Below are 26160 nucleotides of genomic sequence, written 5' to 3' on the forward strand. Positions count from 1 at the left end.
CCGCGGTCTCCCGATCAGAATTTCACGCTCGGCACGGCGCGGTCCGCCTCGTTTTCGATCTCGAAATACTCGCGCTTCGAAAAGCCGAACGGGCCGGCGACAAGGTTGGCCGGGAAGCTTTCGACCTTGATGTTGAGGTCGCGGGCCGAGCCGTTGTAGTAACGCCGCGCCATCTGGATCTCGCTTTCGATCGTTTCCAGCGACGTCTGCAGTTCGGAAAAATTCTGGTTGGCCTTGAGGTCGGGATAGGCTTCGGCGAGGGCGAAGAGTTTGCCCAATGCCTGGGACAAGAGACCTTCCGCCTGGGCGCGGCCGGCGACATCGCCGGCGGGCACGGCCTGCGCCTGGTTGCGCAGCTTGACCACTTCCTCGAACGTGCCCTTCTCATGGGCCGCATAGCCCTTGACCGTCTCGATCAGGTTGGGGATCAGGTCGGCGCGGCGTTTCAGCTGCACATCGATGCCGGACCACGCCTCCTCGGCCATCTGCCGGGCCCGGACGAGGCCGTTGTAAATGAAGATCACATAGACTGCGGCAATGGCGATCAGGCCGAGTGCGATATACATGGCGATAATACCCCCAGTTTCTGCCGATACATCTAACGCGATGCATCGTTTATTGAATAGCCTGCGCCCTAAACTTTAACCGGCTGACCGTCATTGCAGCCAAGTATCCGATCGGATACAATTCTCATGAACAGGTTCGAGAAGACATCGCAATTCGACGAATGGTTACGCTCGCTTAAAGATCAAAGAGGAAGGCTGAAGATCCTTGTCCGCCTGACTTCGGCAGAACAGGGAAATTTCGGCGATTGCGAGCCGGTTGGCCAGGGCGTGTCGGAAATGCGTATCCATTATGGGCCGGGATACCGGGTTTATTTCACGCGCAGGGGCGAAACCATCTACCTGCTGCTGATCGGCGGCGACAAGTCGACCCAGAAGCGGGATATTCGCAGAGCCATCGAGATGGCCGGGGCAATCGGAAGAGAACGACCATGACCGAGATCAGCACATTCGAAATCGCAGACTATCTCGATAGCCCAGACGCGATGCTGGAATATCTGGAACTTGCCATGCAAGATGAAAACCCGGACGTTTTCATTACGTCGCTAGGGCATGTGGCCAAAGCGCGGGGCATGTCGCAAGTGGCCGAGCTTTCCGGGCTGGGCCGGGAAAGTCTCTACAAGGCTCTGAAATCCGGTTCGAAGCTACGTTACGAAACAGTCCAGAAGGTTGTTCAGGCGTTGGGTTTCCGGCTTTCGCTGGAAAAGAGCGACGCCGCATAATGGGCGGCATCGCTGCACGATTGGATAGCCGGGCTCAGGCGGACTTTTCGCCAAAATTGGCGCCGCCGGCGTCGGTCAGCAGGAAGGCTTCGCCGCAGGCCTTGGCCAGCGTGCGCACGCGCAGGATGTAGCTCTGGCGCTCGGTGACCGAGATCACGCCACGGGCATCCAGCAGGTTGAAGACGTGGGACGCCTTGATGCACTGGTCGTAGGCCGGCAGCACGCATTTATGGAGAACACCCGCCTCCCCCGGCGCACCGGCGGCGAGCAGCGCCTGGCATTCCTTTTCGGCATCGATGAAGTGGCGATGCAGCATTTCGGTGTTGGCGAATTCGAAATTGTGGCGCGAGTATTCCTGCTCTGCCTGCAGGAAGACATCGCCATAGGAAATCTTCTCTTCGCCTTCGCGGCCGTTGAAATTCAGGTCGTAGACATTGTCGACACCCTGGACATACATGGCGAGGCGTTCAAGACCATAGGTCAGTTCGCCGGCAACCGGCGAGCAATCGATGCCGCAGACAGCCTGGAAGTAGGTGAACTGCGAGACTTCCATGCCGTCGCACCAGCATTCCCAGCCAAGACCCCAGGCACCCAGCGTCGGGCTTTCCCAGTCGTCCTCGACGAAGCGCACGTCATGCAGAAGCGGATCGAGGCCGATCGCCTTCAAGGAGCCGAGATAGAGTTCCTGCAGGTTGGACGGGTTCGGCTTCAGGATGACCTGATACTGGTAATAGTGCTGCAACCGGTTGGGATTTTCACCGTAGCGACCGTCGGACGGGCGGCGCGAGGGCTGCACATAGGCGGCCTTCCACGGCTTAGGTCCGAGTGCGCGCAGCGTGGTGGCCGGATGGAACGTACCGGCGCCGACTTCCATGTCGTAAGGCTGCAGAACGGCGCAGCCCTTGTCCGCCCAGTAGTTATGGAGCGTCAGGATGAGCGCCTGGAAAGAGCGCTTGGGGTCCATATGGGGGGCCATGTGTTCGGGCAGATCGGTCATCGGGATCATCGGCATCGTTTGTTTTCAGGATGCGGACGAGTGCCATGCGGGGGGACATGGGTCAAGGATTTATCGAGGAGCCGTCAGAGGAAGGGATTGGTGACCTCCATGGCCGACAGGGTCAGGGCGACGTTCGACGAAAAATACACGCAGCACAGATGACGTACCGGATCACGGCCTGAAGGACGGCTGCAGCAGGCTCCGGCCTACTCCTCGTCCTTCTTCACCCGGTACTCCCCTGTCACGGGGTCCTTCTCCAGCGTGCCGATCGCGCCGGTCTGGCGTTGTTTTTCCTCGCGCTTGGTCTTCGCCGTCAGTTTTTCGGCATCCTTGATGAAGCGTTTGTAGAGCATCCACCCGCCGCATGCGACGACGACCAGAAAGATGAGCTGGGCCATTTCCCTTTGAAATCCTTAAACACATAGGCGCGCTCCGCCTCAAGCGAAGCGCTTGTGGGCCGGTCAGAGCCCGTATCGGCTCCACAATGCCCTTTCTTCGATGCCGGCGGCAAGCCCCGCACCGGCATCGGCTGCAATTTCGCCGAAGGACGACGGGCTGGCCGACACGCCCGGCAGGCGCTTGCCGAACAGCGTGCGGGCGCTGCCGATCAGTTCCATCCTCGTATCCTTGCCGAAGCGGCGCTTCAGCACCTCGCGCATGTCGCCCAAGCCATCGATCAGGCCTAGTTCGAGGCCGCGGTTGCCGGTCCAGAACAGGCCGGAGAAGATCTCGCCGTCATCGGCAAGCCGCTCGCCGCGGCGCGCCTTGACCATGTCGATGAAGACCTTGTGGATCTCCACCTGCAGCGTCTTCAGGTATTCGATGTCGCTTTCCTTTTCCGGCTTGAACGGATCGAGGATCACCTTGTTTTCGCCGGCGGTGTAGACACGGCGCTCGACGCCGATCTTCTTCAGCATTTCCGGAAAGCCGAAGCCACCGGAGACGACGCCGATGGAGCCGACGATCGAGGTCTGGTCGGCGAAGATCTCGTCACCGGCAAGCGCAATCATGTAGCCGCCGGAGGCCGCGACATCCTCGACGAAGATCAGCACCTTCTTCTGCTTTTCCTCTGCCAGCGAGCGGATGCGCTGGAAGATCAGGCGCGACTGGACGGGCGAGCCGCCGGGGGAATTGACGGAAATGGCAACGACCGGGGCATCCTTGCGGGAAAACGCCTTTTCCAGCATCGGGGCTGCGGTCGCAAGGCTCAGCGTCGGCTTGAACTGGCTGCCGCCGGTCATGATCGCGCCGTGCAGGCGGACCACGGGAATGGCAATCCCCTTCTTGCGGAAACGTTTTGGCAGCAGGCAGCCGAGGAAACCCATGTCTTCTCCCATCATCAATACTCAGGTGGATGGGATGTATGTAGCTTTGCTGCAAACGCAATGGTTTGCGCAGGAATTCAGGGGCTTCCGCAGGATTTCGGGTTCACGGATTGGTCAACTGCGGGCAGAAGCCTTGCCACGGCGGGGGTAAGCGGTGCGGCCATTGTTGAGATCGTCGACCACCGTCTGGAAGGAGTGACCGTCGGTCCCGTGGATGACGAGGGCCGAGCGGAACAGGAGCCTTGCCTTCGATCCCTTGATCGCCGTGACCAGAATACGGGTCGCATCCTCGCCGGGACGGGGATGGACCGGGGTGATCTCCACCCCGCCGAAACGCCTGCCGCAGGCGGCGAGGATTTCGGCGATCGATTCCGGCCGCGCGATCAGCGACAGCTGACCGCCGGATTTCATGATTGCCCCGGCCGTCCTCAGCCACGCCTCGAACAGGCCGTCGGTCAGCGCGTGGGCCTGCGCCTTCAGGCTGTCCGGCGTCTTTCGATCCCCAGGGTTGTTGAAGGGCGGGTTGAGGATGACGTGATCGTGGATTTCATCGTCGAGGCCTGCCGCGACGCGCGCCTTGCCGGTCAGCGTCACATCGGCCTCCACCACCCTCACACGATCCTTGAGGAAGGCGTTTTCCGGCAGATCGATGGTTTTGCGGGCGAACTCCGCCATGATCGGGAATTTTTCGATCAGCAGGATGTTTGCATTCTCCAGCCTTGAGGCGACGGCAAGGCCCGCCGCACCGGCGCCGGAGCCAAGGTCGGCGACGCTGACGGGCTTGTCGGCTGCGACCAGCGAGGCAAGCAGCATGGCATCGATGCCGGAGCGATGGCCCTCGCCTTTCGGCTGGACGACATGGAAACGGCCGCGGTGGAAGGCGTCGATGGTGAATGTTGAAGACACAGACATGCCGCTCACCCTACCCCTCTCCCCGCAAGCGCGGCGAGGGCACAAAGCCCACGCATCGCAAGAGAGGAACAGAAACGATGCGGCATACATTCTTCGCCCCCTCGCCAATGAGAGAATGCGTCGGCAGTTGTATGAGGGGCAGTCGCGTGATCCTCACGGCCGCAGCTCCTCGGCAAGCCCCGCATCTTGCAAGATCTGCCGCGCCTCGTCCGCGCGTGCTGTCTCCACAAGGAACCGCCGCTGCAGAAGCCCGAGCGAGCCTTCGAGCACGCTCATCGACTGGTCGGCGACCATGCAATGGATGCCCGCATCCTTCATCAGACTTTCGGCAACGGACAGGGTGACGACGTCATTGGTGCGGATAAGCTCGATCAATGGGCACCCTTTCGTGAAAAATGCTTTGTGTTTTTAACTTGCCGGTTTGGCCTTGCCGCCCTAAGGACCAGTTTCTATTGTCGTTGAATGCAATTTCCAGGGAGGCCTCACTTGGGCGTCGTCATACCGCTTGAAGAAGGCAAAAACAAATCGGCATCCGTCAAGCCGCTCGTGGATCTCACGAAGGCAGACATGGAGCGGGTCAACCAGCTGATCCTGTCCAAGGCAGGCTCCGACGTGGAGATGATCCCGGAAGTCGCCAACCACCTGATCTCGTCCGGCGGCAAGCGGTTGCGACCGATGCTGACGCTCGCTTCGGCCGCGATGTTCGGCTACGAGGGCGAAGGCCATGTGAAACTCGCCACCTCCGTCGAGTTCATGCATACGGCAACGCTTCTGCATGACGACGTGGTCGACGAAAGCGACCTGCGCCGCGGCAAGTCCACCGCTCGGATGATCTGGGGCAACCAGGCAAGCGTGCTGGTCGGCGACTTCCTGCTCGGTCAGGCATTCAAGATGATGGTCGATGTCGGCTCGCTCGAAGCGCTCGACGTGCTGGCGACCGCTGCCGCCGTGATCGCCGAGGGCGAGGTGCTGCAGCTTTCCGTCGCCAAGAACATGGAAACGACCGAAGACGACTACCTGTCGGTCATCCGCGCCAAGACGGCGGCTCTCTTTGCCGCTGCCGCTGAAGTCGGCCCGATCATCGCCAATGCCGACAAGGCAAGCCGCGCCGCGCTGCGCTCCTACGGCATGAACCTTGGCTACGCCTTCCAGATGGCCGACGATGCGCTCGACTACGGCGGCAAGGCTGCCGAACTCGGCAAGAATGTCGGCGACGATTTCCGCGAGGGCAAGATCACGCTTCCCGTCATTCTGGCGTTCCGCCGCGGCACGCCCGAGGAACAGGCGTTCTGGCGCACGGCGATCGAACAGGGTGAAAGCAGCGACGAGAACCTGCAAAAGGCACTCGGCCTGATCACCAAGCATGATGCGCTGAAGGACACGATCGCCCGCGCCCTTCATTACGGCACGATCGCCCGCGATGCGCTGGCACCGCTGCCGGCCGGCCCGATCAAGGACGCGATGATGGAAGTCATCGACTTCTCCATCCAGCGGGTCAACTGAGCCAAAGGGCGGCGCGGATCGCCGCCCGCTAACGCAGGTGTGACCGGCTTCCCCCCAGGCAGCGGCCTGGGGATGCCGGAGATTTCCTTGCGGACCTGCTTCAAAAAAGACATTGTGTTGTGAATCACTCGGCGCGATCCTGCGGCGAATTTCGCCGCTACGAAAGCTTTCATGAAAGGCCCGTCCATGCGGCAGACAACCCGTCATATCCTGCTTTCCGGCGCAGCCCTTGCGGCATGCCTGGTGTTCGGCACCGCTGCGGGTGCGGCCACACCGGAAGCCAAGCCTGCGACCGAGAAAGCCGTGACGTTTACGCCCGGCCAGGTGAAATCCTTCTCCGGCGCGTTTCTGGCGGCACGCACCGCCGATGTCGACCATGATTATCCCACCGCGATCGCTCTCTATCGCAAGGCGCTCGATTTCGAGCCGGCGAATATCGAGATCCGCGAGCGACTGATGATTTCGCTGTTGCTCAACGGCGATTTCGAGGACGGGTTGAAGGAAGCCGAGGCGCTGAAGGACGATGCCGCCGTAGAGCGCGTGACGAAGATCGTGCGCGGCCTCGATTCGCTGCGCGACGGCAAGTATGACGCGGCCAAGAAGATCCTTGCCTATAGCGGCCCGAACGATCTCGACCGGCTGACGCATCTTCTTCTCTCCGCCTGGGCCGATGTCGGCGCGGGCAAGGGCAAGCGGGCGATCTCGTCGATCAACGCTCTCAAGGGCCCGGCCTGGTTCAGCGTCTTCACCGAATACCATCTCGGTGCGATGGCGATCGTTACCGGCGACATCACCACCGCGCGCCAGCACCTGAACAAGGCCGTCACCAACAATGATGCGGTTGCGACCGCGCCCGACACGTTCATGCGCGCCGTGATGGCGCTGGCGCGGCTGGAAGCCTCGACCGGCAACAAGCAGAAGGCGCTTGACGCCATCTCGGTCGGTGACGGGCTGATTACCAACTATGCGCCGCTGAAGGCGCTGCGCCAGAGCATCGAGAGCGGCGAAAAGCCGGTGCAACAGGTAACCAACGCATCGGAAGGTGCAGCCGGCGTGCTGTTTTCCATCGGCGGCGCCTTGAACCGCCAGGGCGCGGAAGACATGGTGGCGCTCTATCTGCAGATTGCCCATGCGCTGGACGACAAGAGCGCCGATACGCTGCTGCTGCTCGGCGGCATTGCCGAAAAGCTGGAGCAGCCGCAGCGCGCCATCGCCTTCTATCAGCAGGTGCCGGAAGGCTCGCCGATGCGACGCATTTCCGAGCTGCAGCTCGGCATCACGCTTTCGGATACCGGCAAGGTGGACGAGGCCAAGCAGCATCTGCGCGACCTCATCGCCTCGGACCCTTCCGACATCCGCAGCTATATCGCCTATGGCAGCGTCCTTTCCGAAGCGAAGGACTACAAGGCGATGGCGGAAAATTACGACAAGGCGATCGAGATCATCGGTCCCGTGCCGCGCCAGGGCGACTGGTCGGTGTTCTTCCAGCGCGGCATCGCCTATGAGCGGCTGAAGCAGTGGGACAAGGCCGAGCCGAATTTCCGCAAGGCGCTGGAGCTCAATGCCGGTCAGGCACAGGTGCTCAACTATCTCGGCTATTCGCTGGTCGACATGAACATCAATCTCGACGAAGGCCTGAAGATGATCCAGCAGGCCGTCGATGCACGGCCGGACGACGGCTATATCGTCGATTCGCTCGGCTGGGCCTATTACCGCATGGGCCGTTTCGACGAGGCGGTGACCGAGCTTGAAAAGGCGATCCAGCTGCGCGCCGGCGATGCGACGATCAACGACCATCTGGGCGATGCCTACTGGCGCGTCGGGCGCAAGCTCGAAGCCGTCTACCAGTGGAACCGGACGCTGGTTTCCGAGGGCGAGGACGTGAACCACGACAAGGTGAAGGAGAAGATCGCCAACGGCCTGCCGCCGGTCGATCCGAACGCCACCAACACCGTGCGCAACCAGACGGAAACGCCTGCCAACCCGGCAGCACCCGCGCCTGCAACGCCCGATAAAAAGTCCTGATGCTCGACATGATCGTCGATCGGAACAGGCCCGCCTCCCCGGCGGGCCTTGTCGAATTCGCGCCCGCCAAGATCAACCTCGCCCTGCATGTCGTCGGCCAGCGGGCCGATGGCTATCACCTGCTCGAAATGCTGGTGACCTTTGCCAGCGAAGGCGACACGCTGCGCTTCTCTACGGCCGCCGAGGATAGTTTCAGCGTGTCGGGCCGGTTCGGCCGGATGCTGGACAAGGCGGATGTGCCGGGCGCCCAGACGAACCTGGTGCTGAAGGCGCGTGACCTGCTGCGCTCCGCTCTTTCGACCCAAGGACTGTCCGCTCCGCCGGTTGCCATCCAGCTCGAAAAGAACCTGCCGATCGCTTCCGGCATCGGTGGTGGCTCTGCCGATGCGGCGGCGGCCATACGTGGGCTGCTGCGGCTGTGGGATGCCTCTGTGGGCGAGGCGGAACTTGCGGCGCTGGCGCTTGCGCTTGGCGCCGATGTGCCGATGTGCCTGAAAAGCGAGCCGCTGATGGTGCGCGGGATCGGCGAGGACCTGACGCCGCTTGACACCCTGCCCGCCTTTTCGATCGTGCTCGGCAATCCGCTTATCGGCGTCTCGACGCCGCAGACATTCCGGCAATTGCCGACCAAGACCAACCCGCCGATCCCGCCGCTTCGTGGCGACTGGCGCTCCGAGCTTGCCGCCATCCGCAACGATCTCGAACCGGTTGCCCGTGCGCTTGCGCCTCAGATTGCCGAACTTTCCGACATGATCGCTGCGCAAGGCGCATGGCTGACGCGCATGTCCGGCTCCGGCGCCACCTGCTTCGGCCTGTTCGAGACGCAAGCGGAGGCAGAGCGGGCGGCGGAAAACCTTCGCCGCGAGCGCCCCGACTGGTATTTTGCCGCAGCAGAGACGAAAGGAACACGATCATGATCGGCCTGGACGAGACCCGCGCCTTCATTCCGCTCGGCATTGCCGTCATGACCGTGTCGGACACGCGCACGCTCGACAACGACAAGTCCGGCCAGACGCTTGTCGATCGCATCGAGGCCGCAGGCCACAGGCTTGCGGCACGCGCCATCGTGACCGACGACAAGGCAAAGATCGCCGATCAGGTGACCGCCTGGACGCTCGATGAAACCGTAGACGTCGTCATCACCACCGGCGGCACGGGCTTTACCGGCCGCGACGTGACGCCCGAAGCACTCGAGCCGCTGTTCGAAAAGCGGATGGACGGGTTTTCCGCAGTCTTTCACCGGATTTCCTACGACAAGATCGGCATCTCTACGATCCAGTCGCGTGCCACGGGCGGTGTCCTGAACGCCACCTATATCTTCGTGCTGCCCGGCTCCCCCGGCGCCTGCAAGGATGCCTGGGACGGGATATTGAAGGCGCAGCTCGACTACCGCCACATGCCCTGCAATTTCGTGGAAATCATGCCGCGTCTGGACGAGCATCTGCGTCGCGGCTAAAACACGCCGCGATCTTTCAGATCCGTTTGCCGTGCTTCTGCTTCTTTTTGCGCATGTCTTCATCCCGAAACCGGTGACCACTTTCGGGAGACGTGCTGGCTCGCTGATCAGCGCTCCGCCATCACCCAGGCCGGAATGAGTTCACTCGAAAGCTTCGCCGGTTTCTGGCCCCTGGCCAGCGCTTCCAGATCCATGCCGGACCTGGCGGCGGCGATGGCGTTCTTCTTCGGCACCAGCAGGCCCTGTTGCAGCGGCGGCACGGTGCGGCCGATGCGCTTGAGGAAAGGCCGGCGATAGTTGCGCGACGGGGAGAACCGCGCCGGCTGCTTCATCAGCGCCAGATATTCCATCACCTCGTCGATCCAGCCGCTTTGCGGGCGCGCGCCCGGCTCCAGCAACAGCAGCCATTCGCCGCGCGCACTGCGCACTATGTCCTTGATATCCCAATGACCATGGAACCGGCAGCCGGCTGCATCCGCCACGCGGGACGAGCCATCGCGCGAGCCGTGATCGAGTATGATCACGTCACTCACCAGCCCCTCCACCGCGGCCGTGACGAGGATCGAAAGCGTCTGCGCCAGCTCGGCTTCCTGGTCCCTGCATTCCATCAAAACAGTCAGCATTTCCGACCCTTACCGCATCGCAACAGAGAATGCCAGCAAGGAACAAAGTTTGTTCTTGCAATGTTCTATTTTCGAGAGTAGGAATTTAATCATCGAACGCGGGAAACGATCTCGCCAGGAGCCCTCCATGACCGAGCTGTCTGATCTCAGGCAGGGTGCGTTTGCGCCCGCCCATACGGCTGACATTGCCGACGCGCTGGTACAGTCCTCCGGTCTGCGGATCGATATCGACAGGCGGCGCGGACGCGGTGCGGGATTGAACCCGAGCGGCCGTTTCGAGGACGAACGCCGCGAGGCTTTCGACGATGGCTGGCAAACGATCGAGGCGCTGGAAGCGTTTCGTACCGAGGTGCAGGTGGAGAAGCCGAAGACGGCACTGACCCGCAACGATTCCCCCGACCTTCCCTTCGACCGGTCGGTCAATCCCTATCGTGGCTGCGAGCACGGCTGCATCTATTGCTTCGCCCGACCGAGCCACAGTTTCATGGGCCTGTCTCCGGGGCTGGATTTCGAGGCAAAGCTGTTTGCCAAGCCGGATGTGCCGCGACTTCTGGAGCGGGAATTGAGCAAGCCCGACTACAAGGTCAGGGCAATCGCGATCGGCACCAATACCGACCCCTACCAGCCGATCGAGCGGGAATGGCGGATCATGCGCCAGATCCTCGAAGTGCTTAACAAGGCCAACCATCCCGTCGCGGTCGTGACCAAGTCGGCGCTGGTGATGCGCGATATCGACATTCTCTCCGAAATGGCCTCGAAAGGGCTCGCCAAGGTCGGCATTTCGGTGACGACGCTCGACCGCAAGCTGGCGCGCACGATGGAGCCGCGCGCCTCGACACCGGCCAAGCGGCTCGAAGCAATCAAGGCGTTGACGGAGGCCGGCATTCCGACCGCCATCATGGCCTCGCCGATCATCCCGGCGCTGAACGACCACGAGATCGAACGTATTCTCGAATCCGGCCATGCGGCGGGTGCGCGCGAGGCAAGCTATGTGCTGCTGCGCCTGCCGCTGGAAGTGGCGCCTCTGTTCCGCGACTGGCTGTTGCGCAATTATCCGGATCGCTACCGGCATGTCATGTCGCTGATCCGTTCGATGCGCGGCGGCAAGGATTACGACGCCGAGTTCGGCAAGCGGATGAAGGGCACCGGCCCCTATGCCTGGCAGATCAGTCGCCGCTTCGAGATGGCGACCAAGCGGCTGGGCCTGACCCGGCGCGGCATGCCGCTGCGCGACGACCTGTTCCTCCGCCCCAGTGGCGGCGGCGTCCAGCTTTCGCTTTTATAAGGAGACCAATGATCAACAGACACGAAACGCCCAGGAAGCGCTGAGCAATTCCCGCCAGATCTCGGCGCATCCTTCCTATCGCATTTCATTGGTTCTCGGTTCGGTTTCCCCGCCTACAGCCCACCCGAGACCTTTGCCCCGGCCACCGCGTTCCCCGGTGGACAGCGAAGCCGCACTCGCTTCCGGGGCTTGCAGGAGATCGGGACGGCGTGCGAGCTTGCCGCCATGTTCGCTCGCACGCCGCCCGATTCTCCGATGCCTTCCGATAATGTCCTGACCTGCGATTTCAGCCTCGAGCTTGCCGCACGCGATGCCGGTCACTGGCCGGTCGCCGGAACCGACGAGGCGGGCCGAGGGCCGCTTGCAGGTCCGGTCGTCGCTGCCGCCGTCATCCTCGACCCGGACAATATCCCGGTCGGGCTCAACGATTCCAAGAAACTCTCCCTGAAGCAGCGCGAGCAGCTGTTCGAGGCGATCATGGCGACGGCGCATGTCTCGATCGCCTCGTCCGGCCCGAAGCTGATCGACGGGATCAACATTCTGCGCGCCAGTCTCGACGCGATGCGCCGCGCGGTCGCAGGATTGCCCATCGCGCCGGCCCATGTGCTCGTCGACGGCCGCGATGTGCCCAAAGGGCTTATCTGTTCGGGCAAGGCCGTGATCAAGGGCGACAGCCGTTCCGTCTCTATCGCCGCCGCCTCGATCGTCGCCAAGGTGACGCGCGACCGGATGATGACCCGCGCCGGCCTCGTCTATCCGGCTTACGGCTTCGGCAAGCATGCCGGCTACGGGACAAAGCAGCATCGTGATGCGATCAGCACGGATGGCCCGTGCGTGCTGCACCGGATGAGCTTTCGGCCGTTGAAGCAGGATGATACCGCTGACTAAGCACTCGACACACACTGCCATCGTCAAGCACGCCAAGGCAGTGCGTTACTTTCTCGAACCCATATGGCCGCACTGGCACCGATCGCGTGGGGTATCGGTACCGACGCCTGCGTCAAGCCGCACATGCGGCCGAAGCAGCCTCTTCCTTTGTCACACATTGCGCTTTGAGGGTTATTCAGCAGATCTGGCGATCGGTAATCCATTCGGCAGCGATGGGCGAATTCGACTAAGGGAAGCCGGCTTCCATAGAAACAACTTATGGGAAAGCCACATATGGGTCCGCTGTGAAGACCTGATCGTCGATGTTACCGCAGATCAATTCGGCGCTGATACCGTGATCGTCACACCTGAGAGCGATTACAGATATAGCGAAAATGGCCATGACGGCGCTTCCCCGTTATCCGTTGCTGCTCGCCATGAAGCCGTTGCCGAATTATGGCCTTGTTGGCTCAAGGCCCGCGCTGAGAATTAGTTTTCTACCGACCTGCGTACATGACCAGACACAAAAAAGCCGGGCGTTTCCACCCGGCTTTTCGAATTCTGCTCTGACCTTATCGATCAGTTGAGACGCGACTGGACCTTGGAGACGGCATCCTTGAAGAGGGCTGTCTGGGTCGGCTTGTCGGTCTTGGTCGAGATGACCTTCTCCGCGGCAGCGATGGCGATGTCGACTGCGGCAGCGCGCACGGCGCCGATGGCGTCGGTCTCGGCCTGCTTGATCTTGGCTTCCGAGACGGCGTTGCGGCGGGCAACGAATTCCTCGGTCTTCTGGCGTGCCTCGTCGGCGAGAAGAGCTGCCTCGCGCTTGGCGGCGGCAACGATCTCTTCGGCTTCGGCTTCGGCTTCCTTGCGCTTCTTCTGGTATTCAGCGAGCAGCGCCTGGGCCTCTTCGCGAAGGCGCTTGGCTTCGTCGAGTTCGCTGCGGATGTTATCCGCACGCTCGTCGAGCGACTTGGCCATCATGCCCGGCACCTTGAGATAGGCGATCAGGATGAGGAAGAGAACGAGGCCGACAAGCGCAAAAAATGTTGCGTCCATGGATCAGGCTCCCGTCTTGGCAGCCGCAACAGCGGCCTTGATGTCGTCGCCGGTCGCCTTGGCGCCAATCAGCTGATCGACAACGGCGGTGGCGGTTTCTTCAGCGATCGTGCCGACGTCGGCAAATGCCTTGGCCTTGATCTCGCCGATGCGGGCTTCGGCAGCGGCAAGCTTGCCGGCCAGTTCGGCCTCGATGGCGGCGCGGTCTGCGGCGGCCTTGGCCTTGGCTTCCTCGCGGGCCGTCTCGGCAATGCCGTTGGCCTTGGAACGGGCCTGGGCCAGTTCCTTTTCATAGGTCTCGACGGCAGCGTCGGCTTCCGCCTTGAGGCGGCCTGCTTCTTCGAGATCGCCGGCGATACGGCTCTTGCGATCCTCGATGATGCCGCCAACGCGCGGTACGATGACCTTCTTCATCAGGATGTAGAAGAGACCGAACGTGATGACGAGCCACAGCAGCTGCGAAGCAAAATGCGTCGGATCGAAGGGCGGAAACACGCCCGAACCATGCTCTGCGCCCTGCGCAACGCCGGTTTCGGTGTGAACCTCGCCCACGGCCGGCGCGGCTTGGCTTTCCCCAGCAGGGGCTGTGCCCGGCGCTGCAGGCGTTTCAGAAGCGGCCGGCGCGGTCTGCGCATGTGCCGGGGTCACGAACATCATCACCTCCAGGTGTATTCCCCCGCATCGCCCCGAAAATCCAAATCGGTTCTCGAAGGGTCCGATACGTAAAACTCTATAAGTCAGAGCGCGGTCCCGAAAGACCCCGAGGGCTCGCCAAAGGCGCCCTGCACTCTAATGTACGGAACCGCGGCGCGCTGATTTCTCAAACGGCCGCGATCCCGATTTCCCGGAGCGGTATAAACCGCCCCGCTGCCCGTTCTTAGACTGCGAAAAGCAGCAGGAGAGCGATGAGCAGCGAGAAGATGCCGAGAGCTTCCGTAACGGCGAAGCCGAATACGAGACGGCCGAACTGGCTGTCAGCGGCAGACGGGTTGCGCAGAGCGCCCGACAGGTAGCTGCCGAAGATGTTGCCGAGGCCGAGTGCCGTGCCGGCCATACCGAAGCAAGCGAGACCTGCGCCGATGAACTTTGCTGCTTCCGCTTCCATGATGAAACTCCTTCGAATGGGTGTTGCGGCTGATGACTGACGCCTTCAGGACGCCAATGGGTAGTTATCCTTAGTGCCCGCCGGGATGGACCGCGTCGTTGAGGTACATGCAAGTCAGTACCGCAAAGACATAGGCCTGGAGGAAGGCGACGAGGAATTCGAGACCGGTCAGGGCGACGGTCATGATGAGCGGCAGGATGGCGCCACCGATGCCGAGCGCGCCAAGGGCGCTGAGCGAGGTGACGAAGCCTGCGAAAACCTTCAGCGTGATGTGACCTGCGAGCATGTTCGCGAAAAGACGAACGGAGAGCGAGATCGGACGCGAGAGGAAAGAAATGATTTCGATGGCAACGACGAGCGGCAGAAGCACGCCCGGAATGCCCGACGGCACGAAGACTTTCAGGAAGCCGAGGCCGTGCTTGTAGAAACCGTAGCCGACGACCGTGCCGATGACGAGAACGGCGAGCGCGAAGGTGACGATGATCTGGCTGGTGACCGTGAAGAAGTACGGGAACATGCCAAGCATGTTGGCGGTCAGCACGAACATGAACAGCGAGAAGACCAGCGGGAAGAACTTCATGCCATGCGAGCCGGCGCCTTCGCGCAGCATGTTGGCGATGAATTCATAGGACATTTCAGCAATCGACTGCGCACGGCCGGGAATAAGGCCCCGCTGCGAGGTTGCGAAATAGAGGAAGCCCGCGGCGCAGGCGACGGTCGCGACCATGAAGAGGGACGCATTTGTGAACGAAAGGTCGATGCCACCGATCTCGATCGGAACGATCTTGCTGATCTGGAACTGATGGATCGGATCGTTTGCCACCGTCTACCTCTTTCGCTGACCGTCGATGCGGTCTGTTGTCGAAACGGCTTGTCGCCGCTTCACTTTATATCTTTGTCGCTTCGTCCCGCCCGGTCCGGTGGCTCTGCCACCATGCCGACGGAACGCAGCACGTTCAAGACGCCTGCACCGAAACCGAGGAGAAGAAGTATGATCATCCCCCACGGCGCGGTACCGGCAAAACGGTCGATCAGATAGCCCAGAATGGCGCCAACAGCGACCGCAGAGATGAATTCGGAGGAAATCTTCAAGCCAAGGGACATGCCCTTGCGGCTTGTTTCAGATTGCGCTGCCCGCTTCGCCTCTGCCGCCTCATCCACCTTCCTGTCAGCCAAGGCTGCGGAAAGGCGTTTGCGGCGGTCTTCCAGACCTTCGTCACGGTCATCCATATTTCGCGTCCTCCACCGCCGACCGGCTCCCAACCGGAAGAACCGGAATCAAAGGGTAGCGAGGGAAATCGCGCCTTCCGGCCCGTCTTTCAAGTCGCGCGCAACATAGTTTTGAGCGCCTGCGTAGTCAAGGCACCGGGCGCGCTTCATACAACGGAAATTAACCCATGCAATTCATGGGCTTAAACCCGACATGAGCGATTGGGGGTAAAACTGGTGCGGGAATCGGCGCGGCTTCGACGCTTGTATCAGCTCCAACCACCACCATAGGTACGGTAGAAGATGTGCAGACCTATGCGCCCGACCTTCTTCATCGTGCGTCCCCAGTTCGGTTTGACGTAGACGGCATGATAATGTGTCGCGGATCCGACCTCGGGAAGCCAGATCTTGCCGGCGGTCGTCGCCATCGCCACGTCCTTGGCGATCTTCCAGTTTTCCTGCGAGCGGATGCGGTCCTTTATATTGTCGCAGGCGAAGGAAAACTGGCAGCGGTTGCGCCAGTCCTCGTTCTGATAGACGACATCGCAAATCGTGCCGGGATAGGCGGGGTTGCGCACCCGGTTCAATATGACCTGGGCTACGGCGGCCTGGCCGCGCACGCTTTCGCCGCGCGCTTCGAAATAGATGCCGGAGGCGAGGCATTGCTGCTGTTTGGGGGAAAAGCTGTCTTCAGGCAGCGGGTTTGCCGCCCAGGCGTGGTCGTCCTTGCCGATCGGCGGAATGAAGCGGCCGGCGGCCGGCTTCTTGCCGAGAAGCGCATCGAAGGGAGACTGGCGGGAGAAGTCCGGGGCGGCCGGCGCATAGGCGGAAGCCAGCACGTCGGGCGTATCGTTGGTGACGAGGCTGGCGATCATCGGCGGCAGGCTGTTTTCCTGCACCTCGTCCTTGCGTGGGTAGAATTCCGCCACTTCGACCGGCTGCTGGTCATTGGCAGGTTTGACGAAGGCGGTCATCTCGTCGTCGGACGCGACCGGCTTGATCAGCGAACTGGAGCGCTGGAGGATCGAGCCTGCGGAAAATGCCTTGGGCGGCTGCATGACCTCGACGGCAACGACGCGGCCCTTCTTGGCGGCACGGTTGACGCGGTCCTCATCCGGAGTCGCCTCGCCCGGCTTGTCCTTATCCGCCAGAGCCAGTTTCGTGCCGTCGGGCAGCGCGATGCCGGCATCGCCGCCGAGAACGCCCGCACCGCCGGGAAAGGCGAGAGAACCGGCATGCAGCGAGCCCGCCGGCGACTGGGTCATGACCATGCGCCAGGTCTCGGAGGCGGAACCGCGGCCGGCAAAGAGATCGGTGAAATCGCCCGAGGACGGAACCGCCGGGAAGACAAGCCAGGCGGCAAGGCCAAGCAGAGCCGGAGACGCCATCCTGTCCCAACGCAACAGGGACTTGTCGGTACGCGGAAGGCTATTCTTACGCAGAACTCTCTTTGTACGCAAAACGGCAACTCCACGGCACAACCATGACAGCCCCCTCGCCCCGGCATGCCGGGCGGGATCGGGCAGCGACTATGGGTGGATAGTGAATCATTAACCTTGATGAGCGGTTAACGCGAAGGGTGGAAAGCCTTGCGCGGCAGGCTCGATCAGCAGTCGCGCATTTAACGGATGCGTGAATGTGGCGGGAAGGACACGCCAGAGGCGCTCAGATGATCACATGCGAGCCCAGTTCCACCACACGGTTGGCCGGCAGGTGGAAATAGTCGGACGGGTCGGTGGCGGAGTTGGCCATGGCGATGAACAGACGGTCCTGCCACATGGGCATGCCCGATTGCGCATCAGGGATCAGCTTGCGGCGACCGAGATAGAAGGAAGTCGACATGATATCGAACTTGAAGCCGGTCTTGCGCAGATAGGCGAGCGCCTGGGAGACATTGTGCGATTGCATGAAGCCGTAATTCAGCTCCAGCATCGTGAAGCGCTCGGAGAGTTTTTCCATGCGGAAACGGTCTCCGATTGGCACGCGCGGCATGTTGAGCGTGCGGATCGTCAGGATGACGTTCTTCTCGTGAAGGACGTGGTTGTGCTTTATATTATGGAGAAGCGCTGCCGGCGCGGTCTCGGGGTCGCTGGTGAGAAAGATGGCGACGCCTGGAACCTGCACGGGCGCATGATCGCTTTTCTTTTCCAGCATCGGCACGAAGGTTTGCAGCGGCACGTCGATGCGGCGCGTCTTTTCAGACAGGATCGCCGTGCCGCGTTTCCAGGTCCACATTATAATGGTGAAGATCGCCGCCATCATCACCGGCACCCAGCCGCCGTCGTGGATCTTCAACAGATTGGCGCCAAGGAAGACGATTTCGAGCGCCAGAAGCGGCGCGAGCGTCAGGATCGCCACCGTCTGCGGCCAGTTCCAGCGCAGACGGACAAACTCGAAGGCCATCAGCGTCGTCACCACCATCGCGCCGGTGACCGAGATGCCATAGGCGGTGGCGAGCGCCTCGGAGCTTTCAAAGCCGAGAACCAGCGCGATGACGCCGATCAGCAGCAGCGTGTTGACGCCGGGCAGGAAAATCTGCCCGGTATTGGTTTCCGAGGTGAAAAGGATCTGCATGCGCGGCAGGTAACCGAGATGGATCGCCTGGCGCACCAGCGAGAAGGCGCCGGTGATGACCGCCTGACTGGCAATGATGGTTGCGGCCGTCGCCAGGATGATGACCGGGATCAGCGCCCATTCCGGAAACATCAGGTAGAAGGGATCGCGCATCGCTTCCGGATGTTTCAACACCATCGCGCCCTGGCCGAGATAATTCAGCGTCAGCGCCGGAAAAACCAGCGTGAACCACGCCCACTGTATCGGCCGACGACCGAAATGGCCGAGATCGGCGTAAAGCGCTTCGGCGCCTGTGACGGTGAGGAACACCGCGCCGAGCACGATGACGCCGGCAAAGCCTTCGCGCAGCATGAACTGGGCGGCGTACCAGGGATTGAAGGCGTTGAGGATCGAATAGTCGTCGGCGATATGGACGATGCCGCCCGCGCCGAGCACAACGAACCAGAGCGCGGTGATCGGGCCGAAATAGCGGGCGACATGGCCGGTCCCCTTCGACTGGATGGCGAAGAGGCCGACAAGGATGGCGACCGAAATCGGCAGGACGAAACCGTCGGCGGCAGGCGTCACCAGTTTCAGGCCTTCGACCGCCGACATGACCGATAGCGCCGGGGTTATCATCGCATCGCCGAGAAAAAGTGCGGCACCGATCAGACCGAGCAGCATCAGCAGCGCACGGTGGCCGTTCGGCGTCTTGGTCAGGAGGGCGAGCAGCGAGAGCGTACCGCCCTCCCCGTCATTGTCGGCGCGCAGCAAGAAAAGGACATATTTGATCGTGACGATGATGGTCAGCGTCCAGATCATCAGCGAGATCAGGCCGATGATTTCCACATGGGTGACGCCGTCATGAGCGATCGGCTTCAGCGCCTCGCGGAACGCATATAGCGGGCTGGTGCCGATGTCGCCGTAGACGACGCCGACAGAGCCGAGCGCCAGGGCAAACAGGCTTTGGGTCCTGGTCTTTTCAGCGGCGTGATGCTCTGCGGGATGACCCATGAAGTGCCTGACGGGGACGTCAGCCTTTCCGGCGGAAAACAGGGGCTTTCAGATACTGGTCAGTGACTGGCAGGCAAATGATGGCAGACAGGATTTATCGTCAATAGATGGCCCCTGCCGCCCGTCGCGGCAAGGGGATTGTGGAATGCGCCTGTTATTCGAAGACGATGGCCGGCGGCTTGCGGCGGGAGCCTTGCTTGACCTGCGCCCAGACCTTTTCCGCGACCTCCCGGTAGATACCGGCGATCTCGCCATCCGGCTGCGAATGGACGATGGGCGTGCCGAGGTCGGAGCGCTCGCGGATATCGATGGTAAGGGGCACTTCGCCGAGGAAGGGAACGCCGATGCGTTCGGCCTCGGCCCTTGCACCGCCATGGCCGAAAATATCGTAGCGCTTGCCGGTGTCGGGAGCGAGGAAATAGCTCATGTTCTCGACGATGCCGAGGATCGGGATTTCGACCTTGCCGAACATCGTCACCGCCTTGCGGGCATCGATGAGGGCCAGATCCTGCGGGGTCGAGACGATGACCGCGCCGGCAAGCGGCACCTGCTGGGCCATGGTCAGCTGCACGTCGCCGGTGCCGGGCGGCATGTCGACGACGAGCACGTCGAGTTCGCCCCAGGCGACTTCGCGCAGCATCTGCAACAGCGCCGACTGGACCATCGGACCGCGCCAGATCATCGCCGTCTCCTCATCGACGAGGAAGCCCATCGACATGGCCTTGAGGCCGTAATTTTCCATCGGCCGGATCTGGCGTCCACCGATCTGTTCGGGGCGGCCGGAAATCTTCAACAGGCGCGGCACGGACGGACCGTAGATATCGGCGTCAAGCAGGCCGACCCGCAGGCCGTTTGCCTGAAGTGCGAGAGCAAAATTGACGGCGGTCGTCGACTTGCCGACACCGCCCTTGCCGGACGCGACGGCGATGATGGCGCCGATGCCGGGAACGCCGGTCTTGACGTTGACCGGGCCGCGCGGCTGCGCGTTTCCGGCCGATGGATGGCCTGCCGATGCTGCGCCCGCCGGTGCGGGGCCGTGTCCGGTGGGCTTGGCCGGTGCCGGCGGTGGCGAAGATCCTGCCTTGCGGTCGGCGGTGAGTGTCACCAGCGCACCCCTGACGCCGGCCACGCCGGTCACGGCCTTTTCAGCGGCAAGCCGCATCGGCTCCAGCGCGTCAGCCTTGTCGGCCGGCACAGTGATCGAGAAATAGGCTTTCTGATCCGAAATGAAGACGTCCGAAACCATGCCGCGCGAGACGAGATCGCCGGTGCCGTCGGGAGCCGGCACTTTGGCGAGCGCTGCTAGCACCTGGTCCTTGGTTACATCCGGCATCTGGAACTCCTGCTGCATCCTCGACGTGCCGGGCGGACACTCACCCGACGCTCTGTCTTGGGCGCTATATAGGAGCGGAGCTTGCATCCCGGCAAGCCGCCTTGCCGGACGGAATGTCCGGACAGGCAGGATTGACGGAGAAAGAGACGAAGGACGGGCCGGAAAAGAGAAAGCCGTCCCGCGGTCGGCTGCCAACTGGCGCCAGACCGCAGGACGGCTTCTGCTTTTGGTTCGCGTCTCTTGGGACGCTTCTGTGGCCCCCTCTGGACCTGCACAATCGAATGCATGAAGCGTGCCATTTTCGTTTTGGCGGGAATCCGGCCCAGATTCATTCTGTTTGGCCGGAGACCTCCTTTTTACTCGGCATGAGCGCAGCTGGCATCGTGCAGTTGCACACAAATTGTGCGTCGCAACAATTAACTACTTGATGATGCCGGTGCGCAGCGCCTTGGCCACGGCTTGCGTACGGTTGACCGTATCGAGCTTCTTGGCAGCACGGTTGAGGTAGTGGTTGACCGTGTGTTCGGAGAGACCGAGGATATCGGCGATCTCGGCACTCGTCTTGCCGGCGGCGGTCCAGTTGAGGCAGTCGGTCTCGCGCTCGGTCAGGAGATCGTGGACGCGGACATCAACATTGCGGATCTGGGCCAGACGTTCGAAGACATGGGCGCAGACATAGGCCAGTTCCATCATCTGCTGATGGGATGGCGCAGCGCTGAGGCCGCCGAGCGTCACGGCGCCTCTCGTGCCGGAACCATCGTGAACCGGGAAATAGACGCCGCGCGCGACGCCGAAGCGGACGAATGTCTCGCGCGCATCGCGGTTGGCATAGTCGGCCTGCGTATCATCAAGGTCGTAGGTGAACGGGAGCGAGGAACGACGCAGGTTGCGCAGGGCGTAAGCCGCCTGGCCATAGATCTCGCGGTCGAACAGCGACAGCATTTCGGCGGGCCAGTTGGTGATGATCGAGCTGCCGGCCAGACCTGTTGCGGTCGGGGCGGGAAGATTGAAGACCATGAAGGTCTTGAACCCATAAAAATCTGCAAACCGCTTCATGAAGCGGAAGACATCGAACTGCGTCTCAAGACCGGCGATTTCCTCGACATCGATGTCGAAACGAATCAGCTCGGCCGCGGTGTCCGTCTTGGCCATATGGTAACTTCTCTGCTCCACCGAATGCGCCACATCATCTGGCGCAAGCACACGAATCATTCTGGTTTTTCGGAAAACGCGCTGGTTGGAAAGGACGTAAAATAAAAGTCCGGTTTTTCTTCCCGCATCGCGTGTTTTGGCAAGGTTCAGCTTCCACTGCAGAATTGAAAGAGATGTTAATTTTTGGCGTTGGCCACAGCAAAGAATGCTGAGACGTGATCGTTTTTAGCGAAAAACGCTGTGCGATGCACCATGCTTGAATAATTTGCTGTGGACGACAGTTTGACGGCCGCAACGATACGTGGCGAATAACCAGTCGAAACAACTCTTTCGACATAAGAGCTGGCCATGAAAGGGAGGCATGTCATGACGTCCATCACGCCATTTACGGGAACCGTTCTGTCGCCAACGCTGTGCGAACTGGGCGAAGGGCCGAGCTTCGAACCGGAGACCAATACGCTCTGGTGGCTCGACATTCTCGGCCGGGGTCTGCATGCGCTGGATCTGGGCCGCGGCCAGGAGACGATCCATCCTCTGCCGGTGATGGCGAGCGTGGTGGCGCGCATCGATGACGAAAGCCAGCTGATCGGCAGCGACAGGGGCCTGTTCATCCGCAATCGGGCGACCGGGGAACTGGCCCACCACTGCGATCTCGAACCCGGCAATGACGGCAACCGCTCGAATGACGGACGCGTGCACCAATCCGGCAACCTGTGGATCGGCACCATGGGACGCAAGGCGGCCGACGGCGCGGGCGCGATCTATCATGTCTCGAAGGGCGTGGTGACGCAGCTCTATGGCGGCATCAGCATTTCCAACTCGATCTGCTTTTCACCGGATGGCGCAACTGCCTATTTCACCGACACCCGCGTCAACAAGGTGATGAAGGTTGCCGTCGACCCGGCAAGCGGCCTGCCGAGCGGCGAGCCTTCCGTGTTCATCGACCGCTCCGGCGAGCCGGGCGGCACGGACGGCTCGATCTGCGATGCACAGGGCCATATCTGGAATGCCCGCTGGGGTATCGGCGCGCTCGATCATTATGACGCGCAGGGCGTGCTGGTGGAGAGCTACCTGCTTCCCGCCAAGCGCACGACCTGCCCTGCCTTCATCGGTTCGGGCCGCATCGCCGTCACGTCCGCCTGGGAAGGGCTGGACGCCAACGGCCGCGCCGAGGATGCGCAGGCAGGCGCGACATTTGCGGTGCAAACGGGTGTTCGCGACAGAGCCGAACACGCCTACCGGCTGTAGGCGACCTGCCCCGAAAGCTGTCCTGATCCCGGACATCGTTCCCGCATTAAAATGCATCAATGCGGGAACCAAATGTTGCCGGACGTTGTTTGTCCTGTCGAAGCAAGCGGTGAAAACCAACAACAAGACCGCGGGCTCGACAGAAAAAGACGCAACAACAACAAAGGCAGGATCACCATGAAGAAGACCCTTGGAGCAATTATCGCGGCCGCCCTCATGACGTCCACAGCCATCGCGCCGGCGTTCGCACAGACCAGCAATTCGGCACCGGCAGAGCCGGCATCGCCGACCGCACCGGCAACGCCTGACGCCAACTCGACCACCGCTGCGCCTGGCGCAACGACTGGTGCCGAAATGTCGTCTTCGGCAGCCGGCAGCTATCTGACCGAGCAGTCGGCAACCCAGATCAGCGCCAATGACTATATCGGCAAGCAGATCTACAACGCCGGCAACGAGAGCATCGGCGACGTCAACGACCTGATCCTTCAGGAGAACGGCGGCATTGTCGCGGCTGTTGTCGGTGTCGGCGGTTTCCTTGGCATCGGCGAAAAGAACGTGGCGCTGCCGATCGACAAGATCACCATGGCGCGTGACGCCGCCAACAACAACGACGTGCGTCTGACAACGACGGAAACGGCAGAAGCCCTGCAGGCGGCGCCGGAGTTCCAGACGCTGGCAGACCAGCAGGCGGCCACGGACGCAACCACGACGTCCTCCACGACCACAGCACCGGCAACGCCTGCCGCGCCGGGTGCACCTGCTACGGGTGGCGAGACAAACTCGTCGACGGCGCCCAAGCCTTAAAAGGCTGGATGCCTGGAGCGAACACCTCGCTACCAGTGGCGATAGCGATCAGGGGCGGTGCTGCGGCGCCGCCCTTTTTCCTGGTTACAGAAGCGAACAGAGCCGCAACGCATCGTAGATCGCCGCGTGGATATTTCGGCTGGAGACGGCATCGCCGATGCGGATCAGGTCGAAAGCCGATTGCGGTTGCCTGACCGGCAGCGGCGGCTTGCGCGCGATCAGGGCCGGATAGTCGACGGCGCCGAGATTGCGCGAGGACGGCTTCAATTCCAGGAACAGATCGGCATTGGCCATCGTGCCATGCTCGACCACGACCTGTGCGACCTGACGCTCGACGGTCGATGTCGCGTAGTCCGAGCCGAGAACGGCGGTCAGTCCGTTGCCGCTGCGACGCACCGCCTTCAGCCGCGTGTTGATCGTCACCCTGACGTTCTTCTCGGCGAAGGTTCTGGCGTAAGGCACATGATTCATGCCGCCCATTTCGGGTGCGAAGAAGCGCTCGGGGGAGACGAGTTCCAGCTCGGTGCCGGTCGCCGCGATCACTTCCGCCGCACTCATGCCCGGATGGCCGCCATTGTCGTCGAAGAGAAGCACCGGGCCGACCGGCCGGGCAGTGCCCGCCAGAATATCCCAGCTGCTGGTAACCAGGTCCTCGCCCTCCTCCAGTTCCGGCGACTGGGCGAAGCCGCCGGTCGCGACGACGACGAGGTCGGGTTCCAGCGCCAGGACGTCCGCCCCTTCCGCATAGACATCGTAGCGGATCTCGACGCCGAGACGCTCCAGTTCCGACAGCCGCCAGTCGACGATGCCGATCATTTCGCGGCGACGCGGGTTGCGGATAAGAAGGTTGACCTGACCGCCCGCCTCGCCGGTTGCCTCAAGCACGGTCACGGCATGGCCGCGCTCGGCGAGCACGCGGGCCGCCTCCAGCCCGGCGGGCCCGGCACCGATGACGACGGCGCGACGTGGTGACGCCGCCTTCTCGATATCATGGGCGATCAGTGCCTCGCGGCCGGTCGCCGCATTGTGAATACAGAGCGCCTCGCCGCCCTCGTAGATCCTGTCGAGACAGTAGGTCGCGCCGACGCAGGGGCGGATGCGCGCTTCCTGGCCTGCCATGATCTTCCTGACGATATGCGGATCGGCGATATGGGCGCGCGTCATGCCGACCATGTCGAGACGGCCCTCGGCGATCGCATGGCGGGCGGTCGCGACATCGGCGATGCGAGCGGCATGGAAGACCGGGAACTTCGTCGCCGCCCTCACCTCGCCGGCAAAATCGAGATGCGGGGACGCCTTCATTCCCTGGATCGGGATGACCTCGTTGAGATCGGCGTCATGATCGATATGCCCCCGGATGACGTTGAGGAAATCGATGCGGCCGGAGGCGACGAGCCGCCTGGCGATCTCCATTCCCTCCTCGCGCGACAGGCCCTTTTGCCAGTCCTCATCGACGACCAGGCGGGTGCCGACGATGAAATCCGGGCCGACGGCCTTTCTGACCGCCTTGAAGATCATGTCGGAAAAGCGCAGGCGGTTGTCGAGCGAGCCGCCGAATTCGTCTTCGCGCCGGTTGGTGGCGGGCGACCAGAACTGGTCGATCAGATGGCCATAGGCCTCGATCTCGACACCATCGAGGCCGGCGGCCTGCATGCGCGCGGCGGCATCGGCATAGTCGGCGACGATCCGCTCGATATCCCAATCCTCCATCTCCTTGGGAATGGCGCGATGGGCCGGTTCGCGGATCGGCGACGGGGCGAGAACCGGCAGCCAGTTGCCCTTGTTCCAGTTGGTGCGGCGGCCAAGATGGGTGAGCTGGATCATCACCGCCGTGCCATGCTCGTGACAGTCGTCGGCAAGCTTCTTCATCCACGGCACGATCTCGTCCTTGTAGGCGAGAAGATTGCCGAAGGCCGGCGGGCTGTCGACGGAGACGCTGGCGGAGCCTGCCGTCATCGTCAGCGCGATGCCGCCCTTGGCCTTTTCCACATGGTAGAGCCGGTAGCGATCCTTCGGCATGCCGTCTTCCGAATAGGCCGGCTCATGCGCGGTCGACATGATACGGTTCTTCAGCGTCAGGTGCCTGAGTTTGTAGGGTTGCAGCAGGGGATCGTTGGAAATCGACATGGGGTGCGCTCTCGTTCCGTCGAGCCTGGATCATCGCCGAGCGGCGAAAGATGCGCGACAAGCAGACGCGGCGTGTGGTGTCGTAAAGCGGCAGATGCGGTGATTGCGATAGGTTATTTCCAGACGTCTATCGCTTGCTCAATCTTTGACCGAAACGAGAAGCGGCCGGCTTTAAGCCGGCTGACCTGCCATTTCCGGCCCTACCGGAACCAACCGCAATCTGCTACCATCGCTCATGGCCATGCTTAAAGAACAAAACTCTGCCCCGGACACTCTGG

Annotated in this window: 27 protein-coding genes; 10 read left to right on the forward strand and 17 right to left on the reverse strand. The window is 62.0% G+C overall.

Going from position 1 to position 26160, the window contains the following annotated elements:
- Positions 1–14: 14 nt before the first annotated feature.
- Positions 15–566, reverse strand: a complete 552-nt coding sequence (locus AC0JZ4_RS01575) for a LemA family protein (RefSeq protein WP_471884712.1) — start codon at positions 564–566, stop codon at positions 15–17.
- Positions 567–692: 126 nt separating this feature from the next.
- On the opposite strand from AC0JZ4_RS01575, the gene AC0JZ4_RS01580 reads away from it, so the two are divergent.
- Positions 693–998, forward strand: coding sequence for a type II toxin-antitoxin system RelE/ParE family toxin (locus AC0JZ4_RS01580; protein ID WP_471884713.1), 306 nt, complete (start codon positions 693–695; stop codon positions 996–998).
- Positions 995–1285 (forward strand): addiction module antidote protein, encoded by a 291-nt coding sequence (locus AC0JZ4_RS01585; RefSeq protein WP_471884714.1) that lies wholly within the window; start codon positions 995–997, stop codon positions 1283–1285. Before AC0JZ4_RS01580 ends, AC0JZ4_RS01585 begins: the two co-directional genes overlap by 4 nt.
- Before the next feature lie 34 nt (positions 1286–1319).
- Here AC0JZ4_RS01585 and AC0JZ4_RS01590 read toward each other — a convergent pair whose 3' ends face one another.
- The 5 genes from AC0JZ4_RS01590 to AC0JZ4_RS01610 all read right to left on the reverse strand — a co-directional run bounded on the left by AC0JZ4_RS01590 (position 1320) and on the right by AC0JZ4_RS01610 (position 4894).
- Positions 1320–2249 (reverse strand): glycine--tRNA ligase subunit alpha, encoded by a 930-nt coding sequence (locus AC0JZ4_RS01590; protein ID WP_471887751.1) that lies wholly within the window; start codon positions 2247–2249, stop codon positions 1320–1322.
- 239 nt (positions 2250–2488) lie between these two features.
- The gene (locus tag AC0JZ4_RS01595) at positions 2489–2680 is read right to left on the reverse strand and encodes a hypothetical protein (protein ID WP_471884715.1); all 192 of its coding nucleotides are present in this window, start codon (positions 2678–2680) and stop codon (positions 2489–2491) included.
- Between the two features lie 63 nt (positions 2681–2743).
- Complete coding sequence (locus AC0JZ4_RS01600) at positions 2744–3607, reverse strand: S49 family peptidase (RefSeq protein ID WP_471884716.1); 864 nt, start codon at positions 3605–3607, stop codon at positions 2744–2746.
- A 114-nt stretch (positions 3608–3721) separates the two neighbouring features.
- The gene (locus tag AC0JZ4_RS01605) at positions 3722–4519 is read right to left on the reverse strand and encodes a tRNA1(Val) (adenine(37)-N6)-methyltransferase (RefSeq protein WP_471884717.1); all 798 of its coding nucleotides are present in this window, start codon (positions 4517–4519) and stop codon (positions 3722–3724) included.
- 153 nt (positions 4520–4672) lie between these two features.
- A complete protein-coding gene (locus AC0JZ4_RS01610; protein ID WP_471884718.1) occupies positions 4673–4894 on the reverse strand; it encodes a putative signal transducing protein in 222 nt (73 codons plus the stop codon).
- 111 nt (positions 4895–5005) lie between these two features.
- Here AC0JZ4_RS01610 and AC0JZ4_RS01615 point away from each other — a divergent pair, with 111 nt between their 5' ends.
- The 4 genes from AC0JZ4_RS01615 to moaB all read left to right on the forward strand — a co-directional run bounded on the left by AC0JZ4_RS01615 (position 5006) and on the right by moaB (position 9503).
- Entirely contained in the window at positions 5006–6022 is a 1017-nt protein-coding gene (locus tag AC0JZ4_RS01615) for a polyprenyl synthetase family protein (protein ID WP_471884719.1), read from the forward strand.
- Between the two features lie 186 nt (positions 6023–6208).
- A complete protein-coding gene (locus AC0JZ4_RS01620) occupies positions 6209–8047 on the forward strand; it encodes a tetratricopeptide repeat protein (protein WP_471884720.1) in 1839 nt (612 codons plus the stop codon).
- The gene (locus AC0JZ4_RS01625; protein WP_471884721.1) at positions 8047–8964 is read left to right on the forward strand and encodes a 4-(cytidine 5'-diphospho)-2-C-methyl-D-erythritol kinase; all 918 of its coding nucleotides are present in this window, start codon (positions 8047–8049) and stop codon (positions 8962–8964) included. The genes AC0JZ4_RS01620 and AC0JZ4_RS01625 overlap by 1 nt, the downstream gene beginning before the upstream one ends.
- Positions 8961–9503: a molybdenum cofactor biosynthesis protein B gene (moaB, locus tag AC0JZ4_RS01630; protein WP_471884722.1), complete on the forward strand. Its 543-nt coding sequence runs from the start codon at positions 8961–8963 to the stop codon at positions 9501–9503. The genes AC0JZ4_RS01625 and moaB overlap by 4 nt, the downstream gene beginning before the upstream one ends.
- 107 nt (positions 9504–9610) lie before the next feature.
- Here the strand turns inward: moaB and AC0JZ4_RS01635 are convergent, their stop codons facing one another.
- Positions 9611–10126 carry a glycosyltransferase family 2 protein gene (locus AC0JZ4_RS01635; protein ID WP_471884723.1) on the reverse strand — a complete coding sequence of 172 codons (516 nt, stop codon included), beginning with the start codon at positions 10124–10126 and terminating at the stop codon, positions 9611–9613.
- A gap of 127 nt (positions 10127–10253) precedes the next feature.
- Between AC0JZ4_RS01635 and AC0JZ4_RS01640 the strand changes: the two genes are divergently transcribed.
- Complete coding sequence (locus AC0JZ4_RS01640) at positions 10254–11411, forward strand: PA0069 family radical SAM protein (protein ID WP_471884724.1); 1158 nt, start codon at positions 10254–10256, stop codon at positions 11409–11411.
- 225 nt (positions 11412–11636) lie between these two features.
- Positions 11637–12299, forward strand: coding sequence for a ribonuclease HII (locus AC0JZ4_RS01645; RefSeq protein ID WP_471884725.1), 663 nt, complete (start codon positions 11637–11639; stop codon positions 12297–12299).
- Between the two features lie 558 nt (positions 12300–12857).
- Here the strand turns inward: AC0JZ4_RS01645 and AC0JZ4_RS01650 are convergent.
- From AC0JZ4_RS01650 to AC0JZ4_RS01690, 9 genes are all read right to left on the reverse strand, one after another.
- On the reverse strand, positions 12858–13337 hold the full coding sequence (locus AC0JZ4_RS01650; RefSeq protein WP_471884726.1) for a F0F1 ATP synthase subunit B: 480 nt from the start codon (positions 13335–13337) through the stop codon (positions 12858–12860).
- A gap of 3 nt (positions 13338–13340) precedes the next feature.
- Positions 13341–13994: a F0F1 ATP synthase subunit B gene (locus AC0JZ4_RS01655; protein WP_471884727.1), complete on the reverse strand. Its 654-nt coding sequence runs from the start codon at positions 13992–13994 to the stop codon at positions 13341–13343.
- A gap of 220 nt (positions 13995–14214) precedes the next feature.
- Positions 14215–14442: a F0F1 ATP synthase subunit C gene (locus AC0JZ4_RS01660; RefSeq protein ID WP_028750571.1), complete on the reverse strand. Its 228-nt coding sequence runs from the start codon at positions 14440–14442 to the stop codon at positions 14215–14217.
- Positions 14443–14512: 70 nt separating this feature from the next.
- Positions 14513–15265, reverse strand: a complete 753-nt coding sequence (locus tag AC0JZ4_RS01665; protein ID WP_471884728.1) for a F0F1 ATP synthase subunit A — start codon at positions 15263–15265, stop codon at positions 14513–14515.
- 59 nt (positions 15266–15324) lie between these two features.
- On the reverse strand, positions 15325–15672 hold the full coding sequence (locus tag AC0JZ4_RS01670; RefSeq protein ID WP_471884729.1) for an AtpZ/AtpI family protein: 348 nt from the start codon (positions 15670–15672) through the stop codon (positions 15325–15327).
- A gap of 248 nt (positions 15673–15920) precedes the next feature.
- Positions 15921–17111 (reverse strand): cell wall hydrolase, encoded by a 1191-nt coding sequence (locus AC0JZ4_RS01675; RefSeq protein ID WP_471884730.1) that lies wholly within the window; start codon positions 17109–17111, stop codon positions 15921–15923.
- A 205-nt stretch (positions 17112–17316) separates the two neighbouring features.
- Positions 17317–19218, reverse strand: a complete 1902-nt coding sequence (locus AC0JZ4_RS01680) for a potassium transporter Kup (protein ID WP_471884731.1) — start codon at positions 19216–19218, stop codon at positions 17317–17319.
- A gap of 154 nt (positions 19219–19372) precedes the next feature.
- Positions 19373–20551 (reverse strand): Mrp/NBP35 family ATP-binding protein, encoded by a 1179-nt coding sequence (locus tag AC0JZ4_RS01685; protein WP_471884732.1) that lies wholly within the window; start codon positions 20549–20551, stop codon positions 19373–19375.
- Between the two features lie 420 nt (positions 20552–20971).
- The gene (locus AC0JZ4_RS01690) at positions 20972–21703 is read right to left on the reverse strand and encodes a LuxR family transcriptional regulator (protein WP_471884733.1); all 732 of its coding nucleotides are present in this window, start codon (positions 21701–21703) and stop codon (positions 20972–20974) included.
- Positions 21704–22069: 366 nt separating this feature from the next.
- Between AC0JZ4_RS01690 and AC0JZ4_RS01695 the strand changes: the two genes are divergently transcribed.
- A complete protein-coding gene (locus AC0JZ4_RS01695) occupies positions 22070–22951 on the forward strand; it encodes an SMP-30/gluconolactonase/LRE family protein (RefSeq protein WP_471884734.1) in 882 nt (293 codons plus the stop codon).
- A gap of 177 nt (positions 22952–23128) precedes the next feature.
- The gene (locus tag AC0JZ4_RS01700) at positions 23129–23755 is read left to right on the forward strand and encodes a PRC-barrel domain-containing protein (RefSeq protein WP_471884735.1); all 627 of its coding nucleotides are present in this window, start codon (positions 23129–23131) and stop codon (positions 23753–23755) included.
- A gap of 84 nt (positions 23756–23839) precedes the next feature.
- Here the strand turns inward: AC0JZ4_RS01700 and AC0JZ4_RS01705 are convergent, their stop codons facing one another.
- On the reverse strand, positions 23840–25882 hold the full coding sequence (locus AC0JZ4_RS01705; protein ID WP_471884736.1) for an oxidoreductase: 2043 nt from the start codon (positions 25880–25882) through the stop codon (positions 23840–23842).
- Between the last annotated feature and the right edge of the window lie 278 nt (positions 25883–26160).

It is taken from the genome of [Rhizobium] kunmingense (genome assembly GCF_977018605.1).

Coding starts and splice junctions, on each gene's coding strand:
- AC0JZ4_RS01590 (WP_471887751.1), bottom strand. CDS start 2,249: ATGGACCCCAAGCGCTCTTTCCAGGCGCTCATCCTGACGCTCCATAAC.
- AC0JZ4_RS01645 (WP_471884725.1), top strand. CDS start 11,637: ATGTTCGCTCGCACGCCGCCCGATTCTCCGATGCCTTCCGATAATGTC.
- AC0JZ4_RS01655 (WP_471884727.1), bottom strand. CDS start 13,994: ATGATGTTCGTGACCCCGGCACATGCGCAGACCGCGCCGGCCGCTTCT.
- AC0JZ4_RS01620 (WP_471884720.1), top strand. CDS start 6,209: ATGCGGCAGACAACCCGTCATATCCTGCTTTCCGGCGCAGCCCTTGCG.
- AC0JZ4_RS01635 (WP_471884723.1), bottom strand. CDS start 10,126: ATGCTGACTGTTTTGATGGAATGCAGGGACCAGGAAGCCGAGCTGGCG.
- AC0JZ4_RS01670 (WP_471884729.1), bottom strand. CDS start 15,672: ATGGATGACCGTGACGAAGGTCTGGAAGACCGCCGCAAACGCCTTTCC.
- moaB (WP_471884722.1), top strand. CDS start 8,961: ATGATCGGCCTGGACGAGACCCGCGCCTTCATTCCGCTCGGCATTGCC.
- AC0JZ4_RS01700 (WP_471884735.1), top strand. CDS start 23,129: ATGAAGAAGACCCTTGGAGCAATTATCGCGGCCGCCCTCATGACGTCC.
- AC0JZ4_RS01585 (WP_471884714.1), top strand. CDS start 995: ATGACCGAGATCAGCACATTCGAAATCGCAGACTATCTCGATAGCCCA.
- AC0JZ4_RS01660 (WP_028750571.1), bottom strand. CDS start 14,442: ATGGAAGCGGAAGCAGCAAAGTTCATCGGCGCAGGTCTCGCTTGCTTC.
- AC0JZ4_RS01695 (WP_471884734.1), top strand. CDS start 22,070: ATGACGTCCATCACGCCATTTACGGGAACCGTTCTGTCGCCAACGCTG.
- AC0JZ4_RS01625 (WP_471884721.1), top strand. CDS start 8,047: ATGCTCGACATGATCGTCGATCGGAACAGGCCCGCCTCCCCGGCGGGC.
- AC0JZ4_RS01680 (WP_471884731.1), bottom strand. CDS start 19,218: ATGGGTCATCCCGCAGAGCATCACGCCGCTGAAAAGACCAGGACCCAA.
- AC0JZ4_RS01605 (WP_471884717.1), bottom strand. CDS start 4,519: ATGTCTGTGTCTTCAACATTCACCATCGACGCCTTCCACCGCGGCCGT.
- AC0JZ4_RS01690 (WP_471884733.1), bottom strand. CDS start 21,703: ATGGCCAAGACGGACACCGCGGCCGAGCTGATTCGTTTCGACATCGAT.
- AC0JZ4_RS01595 (WP_471884715.1), bottom strand. CDS start 2,680: ATGGCCCAGCTCATCTTTCTGGTCGTCGTCGCATGCGGCGGGTGGATG.
- AC0JZ4_RS01580 (WP_471884713.1), top strand. CDS start 693: ATGAACAGGTTCGAGAAGACATCGCAATTCGACGAATGGTTACGCTCG.
- AC0JZ4_RS01705 (WP_471884736.1), bottom strand. CDS start 25,882: ATGTCGATTTCCAACGATCCCCTGCTGCAACCCTACAAACTCAGGCAC.
- AC0JZ4_RS01600 (WP_471884716.1), bottom strand. CDS start 3,607: ATGGGTTTCCTCGGCTGCCTGCTGCCAAAACGTTTCCGCAAGAAGGGG.
- AC0JZ4_RS01575 (WP_471884712.1), bottom strand. CDS start 566: ATGTATATCGCACTCGGCCTGATCGCCATTGCCGCAGTCTATGTGATC.
- AC0JZ4_RS01640 (WP_471884724.1), top strand. CDS start 10,254: ATGACCGAGCTGTCTGATCTCAGGCAGGGTGCGTTTGCGCCCGCCCAT.
- AC0JZ4_RS01650 (WP_471884726.1), bottom strand. CDS start 13,337: ATGGACGCAACATTTTTTGCGCTTGTCGGCCTCGTTCTCTTCCTCATC.
- AC0JZ4_RS01685 (WP_471884732.1), bottom strand. CDS start 20,551: ATGCCGGATGTAACCAAGGACCAGGTGCTAGCAGCGCTCGCCAAAGTG.